Genomic DNA, 12,082 nt, shown 5'->3' on the forward strand with positions numbered 1-12,082 from the left:
TCCGGGAATCAGTCCTCCTGATAGCCGCTTTCATCGTAGCTTCCCGCGACCGTACACGTCAGCTTCGACGCGTCATCTTCGGTCAGCGTGAGTACGCCCATCTTCGTTGCGCGTGCGGCGCCCGCGCCGAGCCTTGCTGACGTGCGCACAGCAGCAACGCTGGCGCCGATATCGGCGGTATAGCTCTCTCCCAGTTCGCCATTGGGGTCGATGTAGATGGACACTTCTCTCACCGGCAAGCCGAACACGGTGAAGGGTACGGGCGGTTTGATCGGTTCAATGTCACCGGACGGGTCGCGGGGCAGGGCCTTCCACGCCGCACCGGCGGTGTCGGGCCGGGTCCGGCACTCCAGGGCGGCCTGGATCGTGGGCGCGACGGCTTGCCATTGCGCCGCATCCAGCGCGTGCGCCGCTGGAGCGGCGAGTGTTGCAAGAAGCAGAGGGGCCAGGCCTTTAAGGCGAGCGCCGCGCAAATGCAACATCCATGGACTCAGTGTCATTCAAATCACTCCGGTTGCGCGGCAGACTATCGACTGCCAGAGGCCACCATGGCCGCTTCCAATGCGGGTCAAGTCTACGACGTGGGTTTGAACAGGGCCAAGCTTTCGCTCCCGCAAAGGGCACCAAGGGCATCCCTGTGCGGCATCGCCAATGAACGCCATTGCGAGCGCGTCGGAGTGGGGGGCTGTCATGCGCCTAGTCCGTACGCGGCGGTGCTGTGGCGCGGGACCGGTGTGATGATGAAGCCCCGATGCGGTCGGGGGAGCAGCGCTCCCTGTGGCATCCTCTACCACTCACATGGCGGGATCTGCCTTCAGGATCCGGCGATCACTTTCCAGGCCACTCCAGGTCCGCGCACATGACCAAACTTGCTTCGCTCCTCGTCCTGCTGGCGATGTCATCAACGGCGCACGCCATCGTCATTCGAGATGATGTGGATGATGCGAAGTACCGGGTGCCAGCCTCCGAATTTCCCGCGCTGGTGGACATGCCCGGTGAAGGCCACGGGGTACTGATCGCGCCCCAGTGGGTGATCACCGCGGCCCATACGATTCCGCAGCACTCCGACCTCAAGCGAGTAGCAATCAACGGGGTCGACCGGGACGTAGCGCGCGTTGTCGTGCACGCCGGCTACAAGCCGCTGCCACAGGCCTTGATCGATCAGGCAACGACGACCGGCGAGGCCATGCTGATCGTTGTGTTTCTTGCAGCAGGCGATGACATCGCTCTGATCAAGTTGGCGCGCCCGGTGACCGATGTCGCACCTGTCGCGCTATACAAAGGCAATGAAGAGTACAGCCAGGTCGTCAAGATCCTGGGCAAGGGCGCTGCGGGCACCGGTGCCACCGGGCATGACCCCAAAGCCAGCCACCGCGGTGAGCTTCGGCGCGCATTCAATCAGGTCTCCAGCGCCTACGACCGCTGGTTCTGCTACGTGTTCGATAAGCCGCCGACGGGGCTGCCCTTGGAAGGCGTGCTGGGCAACGGGGACAGTGGCGGTCCGGTGCTTGTGCAGGACGGAGGCCAATGGGTGCTGGCGGGGCTGGCCTCATGGAAATTCGTGGAGGGCAATGTGCTGACGGCCTGGCCCGGGCGCTATGGGCAGATCAGCTGCAACGTGCGTTTGAGCTACTACCGCGGGTGGATTGAGGGTGTACTTTCTGGCGAATCCGGATCGGCCCACTGACCGCGTTACGCGATGCCGGCAGTGAAGCGCACTGGCGGCCATCCTGCGGTACAGACCAAAGACGTTCGCTGGGTGCAATCGCTTTCCTGCAGGTCACTTGCCCCATCACCCTGCGAAAGCAAGGATGCCTTCCATGTCGACACCGCAACATTCACACCGTCGCGCGCACCAGAGTGCTGCTGAAGCTTCCGCCACGCGCGTAACCGCCACCGGACGGGATGAGCGGTATCCCGTCGAACGCCTTGTCATGGCGCGTCAGCGAGCGACCCGGCCGGGTCCTCCTGCAATGCGGTCTGGATCGATCCGGCCAGGTCGCTGCGGGTGAACGGCTTGGCCAGGATCGCAATGTTCCGGCCAAGCGCGCCGCTGGCATCGAGGTCGCGCGGGTAGCCGGAGGTGAACAGCACATGCAGGCTGGGATTTCGCGCCAGCGCCCGTTTGGCCAGCTCCCACCCGGACATGCCAGGCATCACGATGTCCGAGAACAGCAGGTCCACGCTGACATCGGTACGTTCCAGCAGTCGCATGGCAGAGGGGCCGTCATGCGCTTCCAGCACGCGGTAACCGAGCTGGCGCAGGGTTTCCACGGTGTAGGCTCGGACATCGTCGTTGTCTTCGGCGACCAGGATCGTGGTGTCCTCCAGGACCTCGTAGAGTCCCTGTCGCGGTTCGCCGAGCGGCCGATCATGCGGCAGCGGCGCGGACGAACGCGGGAACAGCATGGTGATGGTGGTGCCGATGCCGGGTGTGGAATCGAGCAGCACGTGACCGCCGGACTGCTTGACGAACCCGTACACCATCGACAACCCCAGGCCGGTGCCGCGGCCCACTTCCTTGGTGGTGAAGAACGGTTCGAACACGCGCGCCCTGGTTTCGGCGGACATGCCGTGGCCGCTGTCGCGCACGCGCACCATCGCGTAGTGGCCCGGCGGCACATCGGGGTTCTGGTTGCTGAAATCGTCATCGAGGTGGGCGTTGTCCACCTCGATCGTCAGCCGGCCACCCTCGGGCATCGCGTCGCGCGCGTTGACGGCGAGGTTGAGCACCGAGGCCTCCAGCTGGCTGGGATCGATTTCCACGCACCAGATGTCCGGGCTGTGCAGCATCTCCAGTTGCACCAGTTCGCCCAGCGAGCGCTTGAGCATGTCCTGCATGTCGCTGACCTGCGCGTTGAGGTCCACCGGCAGATTGCGCAGCGGTTGCCGACGCGAAAACGCGAGCAGGCGCTGGGTGACGTTGGCCGCCCGCATCACGCCCTTGAGTGCGTTGTCCAGCGAATGCGCGGCATTGCCGGCGCTGTCGCCGAGCCGGTCGATCAGCAGCTGGGCGTACTCCACGTTGCCGGCGATCACGGTCAGGATATTGTTGAAGTCGTGGGCGATGCCGCCGGTGAGCTGGCCGACGGCCTCGATCTTCTGGCTCTGGCGGAGGGCTTCCTCGGCCTGGCGGCGCGCGGTGGTTTCCACCGCTTCGGATACCACGGCGGTGACCTTGCCCTGGTGGTCCAGCAGCGGCCGGAAGGAAAATTCGAAGGTCCGCATGCCGGTGGGCAGGCGCAGCTCCAGTTCGTGCCGGGAGGCCACCCCTGCGGCGGCCTCAAGCACCGCCTGGCAGACGATCGCCGGTACGCCCTCGGTATCGGCAAACCACGCCGATTCGCAGTAGACCGCACCGCGCACATCCTGCTTGGTCGCCAGGATGGCGGCCAGCGAGGCGGAGTTGGTGTCGATGATGCGGCCGTCCAGGGTCAACAGATTCTGGTGCTGGAAGCTGGATTCGAACAGCGCCTGCAGCCGGCTTTCGCTGCGGTGCAGGGCCGAGGTGCGCTCGTCCACCTGGCGCTCAAGCGATTCGTTGCTGGCTTTCAGCAACGACTGCGCCTGTTTCAATTCGCTGATGTCGCGGGCCATGGCGTAGTAGCCCATGACCGTGCCGTCGGCGGTGAGCTCGGGCACGCAGTCGACCTGGGCATAGCGCGGCGTGGCGCCGTTGCGGTGGGACAGCGTTTCGAAGCTGACCTTCTGGCCCAGCAGCACCTTGTCCAGGTGCTGCTGCATCTGCGCGAACGCCTCATCGCCGACGATCTCGCGCGCGTGCATGCCGATCAGGCTTTCCGGGTCGCGCCCGTGCCATTCGAAATAGGCCTGGTTGGCGAACCGGTAACGGTGGTCCTGGCCGAAATAGGCGATCAGCGCCGGCAGCGAATCGGTGATCAACCGCAGCCGCTGGTGGCTGTCGTGCAGCTCGGCCTCCACGCGGGCCAGCCGGCGTCGCTCCTGGGCCTCGCCGATGGCGCGGACGATGGCATCGGGCAGCCGCTGCAGCCGCGACTTGACCACATAGTCGCGGGCACCGCGCCTGAGCGCCTGGACCGCGAGTTCTTCGGTCAGGGTGCCGGAGACGAAGATGAAGGGGATTTCCGGGGCGACCTCGCACGCCAGCGCCAGCGCGGCGTCGCCGTCGAAGCCGGGCAGTACATGGTCGGCCAGGATGACGTCGAACGCACCGCCGCGCAGGGCATCGAGCATTCCCTGGTGGGACCAGGTGCGTTCAACGGCAAAGGGCAGCCCGGCGCGGCCCAGCTGCAGTGTGATGAGTTCGGCATCCAGCGCATTGTCCTCGACCATCAGGATGCGGATTGGCGTGCCTGGTGCTGCTTCAGCCATCTTTTCTGCTCTTGGCGCCGAACAGGGTCCCGTGCGGCGGTGGTTGATTGGTGATGCCCCAGAACATGCCCAGGCCCTGGATGGCCTCCAGGAACTCCTTGAAGTCCACCGGCTTGACCACGAAGGCGTTCACGCCCAGCTCGTAGCTGCGGATCAGGTCCTGTTCTTCGCGCGAGGAGGTCAGCATCACCACCGGCGTGCTGCTCAGCGCGGCGTCTGTACGTATTTCACGGAGCACGTCCAGCCCATTGAGCTTGGGCAGTTTCAGGTCCAGCAGTACCACCACCGGGCCGCCATGCATGGCGCCCGCGTAGCGGCCCTGGCAACGCAGGTACTCAAGCGCTTCCACGCCGTCACGCACATGGGTGACGTCATTCAGCAGCTGGCAGCGGGCGAGGGCGGCCATGGTCAGTTCAGCGTCTTTCGGGTTGTCTTCCACGAGCAGGATCGGTCGCAGATCTCTCATACTTTGTCTCCAGTAGCGAAGGGGATGGTGAAGAAGAATGTCGCCCCGACGCCTACCTCGCCTTCGGCCCAGGTGCGGCCGCCGTGGCGGGTGATGATGCGGTGCACGTTGGCCAGGCCGATGCCGGTGCCTTCGTATTCGTCTGAATGGTGCAGGCGCTGGAACACGCCGAAGAGTTTGTCCACGTAGCGCATGTCGAACCCGCAGCCATTGTCGCGGACGAAGAACACCTCTTCGGTGTCGGTGCGCTGATGCCCCACCTCGATGACCGGCTGGGGCGTGTCGCGGGTGAATTTGATCGCGTTGGCCAGCAGGTTCTGCCAGACCAGCCGCAACATGCCGGGGTCGGCCTGGACACGCGGCAGCGGCGGCACCGCCCACTGGATGGAGCGTCCGGCATATTCCATGTCCAGCTTGTGCCGGACATCCTCGACCAGGGCGGTCATGTCCATGGAAATCTGGCCCATCGTCGACCGGCCCATCTGCGAGAAGCTGAGCAGGTCATCCACCAGTGTTCCCGCAGATTGTGCAGACTCGACGATGGTGTCGAGAAATCTCTTTTCTGAATCGTTCAATCTGTCGCTGGCCGAGGCCCAGAGCAATTCCGAATAGCCCACGATGTGGCGGAACGGTGCGCGCAGGTCATGGCTGACCGAGTAGGAGAAGGCTTCCAGCTCCTTGTTGCTGCGCAGGAGCTGCTCGTTGAGCGCGGCCATTTCCTCGGCCTTGCGCAGCACGATGTCCACGATGGCCGCGCGCAGTTCCAGCGCGGCATCGCGATCGACCGCGTTCCAGGGCGATGACTGCCGGCGCACCGTTTCCTTCCAGCCTTCAAAGGACGTGCGCGGGGTAAGCGCGACGGTCGCTTCCTTGCGCGGGTCGCCGCCCCAGCGCACGGTACGGATGACCTCGGGGCGGAACCACAGCACGTAGCTCTCATGCACCTGCGAAATGGAAATGGCCAGTACGCCGCTGGCGACGTCGGCGAAGGCATCGGCATCCGTCCACAGGGACGGCAGGCGTTCGGTACAGAACAGATCGCCTTCGCGCTGCTGCGCGGCCAGCCACTGCACCAGGTGCATCACCTGTGCCTGGCTGGGGCAGTCGCCATGCAGGATGCACTCGCCCCGGTGCACGATCGCCGCGCCGGACGACTCGGTCAGCGCCAGCAGGCTGCGCTGGTCGCGACCGAGCGCGGCCATGAAATCCTGGTCGCCGGCCATGCGTGCGAGCAGCCGCACCTGGATGGCCCGGCGCGCGATGCGTTGTTCCACGCCCAACGCGCGTTCTTTCAACGCGATCTGGAGGGAGAGGATCTGGCCGATGAATTCACAGGCGGTGCGCACGTGATAGGGCACCCGCCGTGGGGTCCGGTTGTGGCAGGAGATCAGCCCCCACAACTGGCCTTCGCGCAGCAGCGACACCGACATCGACGCGCCGGTGCCCATGTTGCGCATGTACTGCAGGTGCACGGGGGACACGCTGCGCAGCGAAACCGGACTGAGGTCGGTGGGCGGGGAATCGGCCAGGGCGGCGCTGCGGACCAGCGGCACGGGCTGGTAATGGCTGTCGGCGATCAGCCGGACCCGGTTCTGCCGGTACAGCTCGCGTGCCTGGGCGGGGATATCCGACTCGGGGAAGCGCAGGTCCAGGTAGCTGGGCAGTACGTCGTTCCTGTCTTCGGCAATGACCGCGCCATTCCACTCTTCGTCAAAGCGATACACCAGCACGCGGTCCAGGCCGGTGAGCTCGCGGACCTGCGCGGCGGCGAGATCGCACAGTTCGGCCAACGTGGCCGCGCGCTCGATCGCGCCCATGAAGTGGCGGATCGAGGGATACAGATCCTCCAGCGAGCCCGGCTCACCGGGCACCGGCGCTTCGAGTTCGACGATGAGGGTGTCGCCCACGCGGTGGGCCTGCACATGATGCGCGCCGTGCCCGCCGATCGCGTGGGCGCCGAGGAACTGCGAGGTGTCCTGTGCGATGGCTTGCAGGGCCGGCCTGCACCGCGCCAGTGCGCCGCCCAGAACAGTGTCGATGGGCTGGCCGAGCGGATCGCCGAATGTCTCCAGCAGCTCTTCGCGCGCGACCGCGCGCGCAGTGACCACCAGCGATGCCGGCTCCAGCACGAGGATCAGGCCGTAGGGCTGTATGGCGCCGGGCGTGCGTATCGGCTCGCTGGCGCAACCGCTGAGATCCAGGGGTTTTTCGCCGGACTTCCAGGATGACATGCTGTTGACCCCCACCAATTGCCGTGACTAGACCGCTCGAAGGACACCGCCGATCGATTGCCCGGCGAGCACCGGTCACTCTCTCTTGGTGTGACACGGCGCACATAGCTTCGCATATCAGGTCTGCCGAACCGGTGACGATGCAGCACGGCGGAGACGCGTGCAGGGCACGCGCAAATGCTGCGGCCTCAGTCGGACGCGTCGGCGACATACCGGGCGACACGTTCGAATGCGGCATCGGCCCCCTGCAGCAGCAGGGCCTCCTGGCGCTCATCGAGCGCTATCGCATCGAGTTCGGCGGTGAACGTGCGCCAGGCCGTGGCCACACCTTCCTGCGCAGGCGCCAGGTGGCGCGCACCAAAGTGCGGGTGCAGCCCCAGCCCGGCGGCCATCTTCAGGATCACCGCGCCACCGAGTGCCGAGCCCTCCACGACGTAAAGCCAGCCGAGCCGGTACGCCATGGGCCCCGCGACCGGGTCTGCCGTGTGATCCGCGGGCGCGTCTGCGGCGAGATCGGCCAGGTCGCGTTCGATCAGGGCAATGCGTTGCCGTCCCTGCACACTGGGCAGCCGCTGCAGGATGTCCGGGCAGGCGTACAGGCCCTGCACGTCGGCATGCAGACGATGCTGGACACGGACGAAGCGGGCGAATGCCGCGCGGCTGGCGAAGATGTCCATCCCCAGGATCCGCGCATCGACGCGCCGATGGGCCTGGTCGGTGGCGGCCTTCAGACGTTGCGCACGTGACGTAAATGACGCGCCGGGTACGGAACGGACGGTGGGCTGCGATGACGGCACAGGGGGCAAGGAGTGGAAGGCGGACACCTATCGTATCAAGGCCGCTGGCACGCCTTTACGGGTCGATCCGGGTGGAGTCGACCCGCTTGCGCCCTTCCTGGGTGAGGTCGATGTCGCCATCTTCGGCCTGCGCCGCGTAACCGGCATTGACCGCCCAGTTGGCGTCCTCATCGGAAATCGGCCGGGTGGCGTTGATGTCATCTAGGATGCGGCGCTGTTCGGCGGTGAGGCTCACGTCGGCGACCTGTCGGCGCCCAGCGCGGCCACGTCCTGTCGGGCACGGATCGCGCGGCGGTGATTTATCCACCACACCAGGCCCGGCAGCCCATACAGCACGGCGCCGACCAGCAGAAAGATCTTGAATGCGGTGTTCATGAGGTGTCGATGTTCACGGGCGACAGCTGCAGTTCAGCAGATTCCCCGTGAAGCCGTCGTCCATCTGGCCGATGGACCCGGTAGTGCCGGCCGCTGGCCGGCTCCCGGCACTGGCCAACCGAAGGCGCAGCCGGCCAGCGGCCGGCACTACCCACCGAAGGCGTAGCCGGCCAGCGGTCGGCACTACTTCATGTTGGGCCCACATTGGCTTTGTATCGTCGTTCCCATCGGCTGCGATGCCCCGCAGCACCCGCACTGGAGCAACGATGCCCCGCGACGAATCCCCCGAAACCGCCGCCAACACTCCCTCTTCCTCCGCACGGCGCCTGCGCCGCTGGCTGATCCGCCTGCTGGTCCTGGCCGCCTGCGCGCTGGCGGTGGGCATGCTGTGGAACAGTCGCTGGGCAGAGGTGCCGCGCGCGCTGTGGAGCCTGTCGCGGCTACCGCCGCCGCGTGCACTGCCGGTGCCGGTGGAGGGGGTGACGGCCCGGCGCATCGCCGATACCTTCGGCGCGCCGCGCGGGCGCGACCGTACCCATGCCGGCGTGGATATCTTCGCCAAGCGCGGCACCGCCGTGCGCAGCGCCAGCGACGGGGTCGTGGTGGATATCCGCGAGGGCGGCCTGGGCGGGCGCCAGGTGTGGGTGCTGGGTCCGGCGCGCGAGCGCTACTATTACGCCCATCTGGAGGGCTGGCGGGAGGGGTTGGTGCGCGGTGAGGTGGTCAGTGCCGGCACCGTGCTGGGCTATGTCGGCGACAGCGGCAATGCCAAGGGCACGCCGCCGCACCTGCACTGGGGCATCTATGGTGCCGATGGCGCGTACGACCCGCTGCCGTTGTTGCGCGCGTGGAAACCTGCACCGGTCGGCGCCGCACCGCGCAGCGAATGAGTGCGCGGCTCGACGGCGTTGACCGATCGACGTGCTAGCGGTTGGATCGCGCACCTTCCGGCACGAGGGCTTCATCAAACAGATGGGTCGCCTGCAGGATCGCGGCCGCGTGGGTGTCCTCGCGCGGTACCGTGCCGGTGCACAGCGCAGGCATGACCCGCCGCCCGGCATCGGTGCAGGTAGCCAGGAAATCGTAATGGCCCACGTCGGGCGCGGTGCGCAGCCCGGCAGACGGGCTCAGCGCGGCGACCACCTCGGCGTTGGTGACCGGCGGGGCTACCTGGTCCGCATCTCCCGCCAGGATCGACACGGGGTGCCGCACCTTCCGCAGTTGGTCCGGCGGGAAGGCCTGCACGATCGCCGGGGCCATCAGGAATACCGCGCCGATCCCCGGGATGCCGTGGTTGTCAGCGGACCGCGCCATGTAAGGCGCCAGTGCAGTCGATGCGGCGGCGGCAATGCGTGCCTCCAGGGTCGTGTCCGGCGATTCCAGCTGCGGCCGGCACACGCCATCGTCGGGTTGTGCGCGGCAGAACGCGATCAGATGCGCCAACTCCACGCGCGCCCCGGCAGCGGCCAGCGCGGTGAAGCCACCGGCCGAGAAGCCGGCCACGCCCACGCGGCGGGCATCCAGGTGCGGGCCCAGTTGCGGGTCGGCCTGCACGGCGGTCAGTGCAGCCTTGAGGTCTTCGGCGCGCTCCCAGATCAGGATGCTGCCGGCCAGTGTCATCGGGTCGATGCCGTTGTTGCCGGGGTGATCCACCGCGATCACCAGGTAGCCCGCGCGCGCCATCGCGATACCGAACCAGCCCATCATCCGCGCGCTGCCGCCGTTGCCGTGCGACAGCAGCAGGGTGGGCAGGCGGCCGGAGGCGATTTTGGCATCGGCGGCTGCGCTGCCCACGGCGAACAGCGGTGTATCCGGCGGCCCGATGACGATCGGCTGTTCGCGTGCCTCCGGCGTGGCCGGATACCACACGGTGTAGCGCAGGGCGTCGCGCCCGGCGGCATCGCGCACTGCCGCGCTGGGCAGGTGGGCCACGCCATGCCGTTCGCCGACAGGCACCGTCGGCGGCGCGGCAACCGCGGAGGCGCTCACGGCAGCGAGTAGCAGCAACAGCAGTGGCAGGGTCAGGCGCATGCGGTGTCTCCGGTGTGTGGGGTGTCGGCCAGCGGCAGCCAGATCTGCATGCCGCCGTGACCGGTGGTGTCATCGAAGCGCGCGTCGTAGCGCTCCAGTTCGGGCGCGTCGGCCAAGCTGAGACCCGCCGACGGCAGGTAGTGGTTCAACAGCCAGTACCAGGTCGAGCGGATGGCCGAGATATGCCCGGCATGCCAGGCCACCACGTAGCGCCGCGCGGGGATGCGGATCGCCTGCCAGCCCGGGGGCAGGTTGGCGAAACCCGGCACCTCGATACCGGCGATGTAGTCGAAGCTGCCTTCCTCGTCGCTGTTGCAGCACACGCCGTAGCTGACTGCCGGCGCCCGTGGGCACTGCATCGCCAGCTGCTGCCATTGCGAGGGAATCGACGCCACCGATGCACCGCGATGCCGCGCGCCGATGCCGGCGACCAGCAGCGCATCGGCGTCGACGATGTCGGGGGGCTGCACACAGGGCTGGGGCACGTCATCGAGCTTGATCGCCTCGACCAGCGTGATATCGCCCAGCCCCTGCGCGCGCACCTGCTCGGGGGTGCGCCCGAACTGCTCGCCGAAAGCACGGGTGAAGGTGGGATGCGAACCATAGCCCGCGCCGAGTGCGACCTCCAGTATGTCGCTGGCGCCGCCGGCCAATCGTCGCGCCGCCTCGCTCAGGCGGCGGCCGCGCAGGTAGCGCACCAGCGAGGTGCCGGTGCTGGCCTGGAACAGCCGCGACAGGTGGAACGGCGACAGGCCGACCACGGCGGCGATATCGGCCAGCGCGATCGGCGTGGCGTGGTGGCTTTCGATGTACCACAGGGCCCTGCGTGCCGCACTCATGCTGTTCCCTCCCGCTGCACAGGCACGCAGCGTAGCCCAGCGTGGGGACGGGCGCTTGGCCGTTCTTGCTGTGCATCGGTGCGTGCCAGCCTCGCCGCCAGCGCGGGGAATGCGCGGCAGGCAGCGTCGGCCGAGGTCTCAGGAGGCGCTCACGCCGCCCCGCGCAACCACGCTGCGATCGCTTCGCGCAGGCGTGGATGCGCTGGCACGGTAATGCCGAATGCATCGCGCAGCACCGCCAGAACGGCGTCCACATCGGTCAGCAGCCGGCGCTCGCTGGGCTGGCCACTGCGGTGCACGGTGTAGACACCGGCGCCGAGCGTTCGCCGCCAGCCGGGGCCGGCCAGCGCTGCCCGCAGTTGCCCGGGGAAGGAGGAGTGTGGATGGGTGCAGACATACCAGTTGCCCACCACGTGATCGATCGCCGCCTGCGGCTGCAGGTCGAAGCGATACAGCGGCCGCCACGCGCCGTCGATCTCCACCTGCAGCAGGTATTGCCCGTCGTGCAGATCGAGCCGGTAGCGCTCATGCGGCGTCGGTTGCGCGAAACGGCTGTCCAGCCGCAGCGGGCCGGTGGGGGTGTTGCCACCGAAGCCGACATCGACGCTGTAGTCCACCGCCTCGATCCGCACCAGCACCAGCATGTGGGTGCGCGGCGTCGGCGTGTCATCGGTCTGTCCCATCACCACCCGCGCGGCGATCGCGCGCGCGTCGAACCCCAGCTGCTGCAGCAACGCCAGGAACAGGCCGTTGAGTTCGTAGCAGTAACCGCCACGGCCGTCGTGCAGCAGCTTGTGCTGCACGCTGGGCAGATCGATGGCCACGGCATCGCGCAGCAGCGTGGTCAGGGTCTCGAACGGGAATGTGGCGTTGTGCCGGGCCTGCAGCAGGGCGAGGGTGGCCAGGGTGGGCGGCGGCGGGGCGGCCAAGCCCAGCCGGGCCAGGTAGGCATTGCGGGTGTGCAGGTCCATCAATCGGCCATCGGGAGGA

Annotated in this window: 12 protein-coding genes; 2 read left to right on the plus strand and 10 right to left on the minus strand. The window is 67.4% G+C overall.

Going from position 1 to position 12,082, the window contains the following annotated elements:
• Positions 1 to 8: 8 nt before the first annotated feature.
• A complete protein-coding gene (locus NR101_RS10945) occupies positions 9 to 500 on the minus strand; it encodes a hypothetical protein (protein ID WP_256775982.1) in 492 nt (163 codons plus the stop codon).
• 359 nt (positions 501 to 859) lie between these two features.
• On the opposite strand from NR101_RS10945, the gene NR101_RS10950 reads away from it, so the two are divergent.
• Entirely contained in the window at positions 860 to 1,687 is an 828-nt protein-coding gene (locus NR101_RS10950; RefSeq protein ID WP_256775981.1) for a trypsin-like serine protease, read from the plus strand.
• A 245-nt stretch (positions 1,688 to 1,932) separates the two neighbouring features.
• Here the strand turns inward: NR101_RS10950 and NR101_RS10955 are convergent, their stop codons facing one another.
• From NR101_RS10955 to NR101_RS10980, 6 genes are all read right to left on the minus strand, one after another.
• Positions 1,933 to 4,353, minus strand: a complete 2,421-nt coding sequence (locus NR101_RS10955; RefSeq protein WP_256775980.1) for a hybrid sensor histidine kinase/response regulator — start codon at positions 4,351 to 4,353, stop codon at positions 1,933 to 1,935.
• Positions 4,346 to 4,819 carry a response regulator gene (locus NR101_RS10960; RefSeq protein ID WP_256775979.1) on the minus strand — a complete coding sequence of 158 codons (474 nt, stop codon included), beginning with the start codon at positions 4,817 to 4,819 and terminating at the stop codon, positions 4,346 to 4,348. Before NR101_RS10960 ends, NR101_RS10955 begins: the two co-directional genes overlap by 8 nt.
• On the minus strand, positions 4,816 to 7,050 hold the full coding sequence (locus tag NR101_RS10965) for an ATP-binding protein (protein ID WP_256775978.1): 2,235 nt from the start codon (positions 7,048 to 7,050) through the stop codon (positions 4,816 to 4,818). Before NR101_RS10965 ends, NR101_RS10960 begins: the two co-directional genes overlap by 4 nt.
• A 188-nt stretch (positions 7,051 to 7,238) precedes the next feature.
• A complete protein-coding gene (locus tag NR101_RS10970; protein ID WP_256775997.1) occupies positions 7,239 to 7,847 on the minus strand; it encodes a biliverdin-producing heme oxygenase in 609 nt (202 codons plus the stop codon).
• Between the two features lie 55 nt (positions 7,848 to 7,902).
• Positions 7,903 to 8,082 (minus strand): hypothetical protein, encoded by a 180-nt coding sequence (locus tag NR101_RS10975; RefSeq protein ID WP_256775977.1) that lies wholly within the window; start codon positions 8,080 to 8,082, stop codon positions 7,903 to 7,905.
• The gene (locus tag NR101_RS10980) at positions 8,079 to 8,222 is read right to left on the minus strand and encodes a hypothetical protein (protein WP_256775976.1); all 144 of its coding nucleotides are present in this window, start codon (positions 8,220 to 8,222) and stop codon (positions 8,079 to 8,081) included. The genes NR101_RS10975 and NR101_RS10980 overlap by 4 nt, the downstream gene beginning before the upstream one ends.
• 266 nt (positions 8,223 to 8,488) lie before the next feature.
• On the opposite strand from NR101_RS10980, the gene NR101_RS10985 reads away from it, so the two are divergent.
• Positions 8,489 to 9,112, plus strand: coding sequence for a M23 family metallopeptidase (locus NR101_RS10985; RefSeq protein WP_256775975.1), 624 nt, complete (start codon positions 8,489 to 8,491; stop codon positions 9,110 to 9,112).
• 34 nt (positions 9,113 to 9,146) lie between these two features.
• Here NR101_RS10985 and NR101_RS10990 read toward each other — a convergent pair whose 3' ends face one another.
• From NR101_RS10990 to NR101_RS11000, 3 genes are all read right to left on the minus strand, one after another.
• Positions 9,147 to 10,253: a hypothetical protein gene (locus NR101_RS10990; RefSeq protein ID WP_256775974.1), complete on the minus strand. Its 1,107-nt coding sequence runs from the start codon at positions 10,251 to 10,253 to the stop codon at positions 9,147 to 9,149.
• A complete protein-coding gene (locus NR101_RS10995; RefSeq protein ID WP_256775973.1) occupies positions 10,244 to 11,092 on the minus strand; it encodes an AraC family transcriptional regulator in 849 nt (282 codons plus the stop codon). Before NR101_RS10995 ends, NR101_RS10990 begins: the two co-directional genes overlap by 10 nt.
• Positions 11,093 to 11,241: 149 nt before the next feature.
• Positions 11,242 to 12,063, minus strand: a complete 822-nt coding sequence (locus NR101_RS11000; protein WP_256775972.1) for an arylamine N-acetyltransferase — start codon at positions 12,061 to 12,063, stop codon at positions 11,242 to 11,244.
• Between the last annotated feature and the right edge of the window lie 19 nt (positions 12,064 to 12,082).

The sequence above is a fragment of the Stenotrophomonas sp. Ste86 genome (assembly GCF_024519465.1).
Classification (GTDB): domain Bacteria; phylum Pseudomonadota; class Gammaproteobacteria; order Xanthomonadales; family Xanthomonadaceae; genus Stenotrophomonas.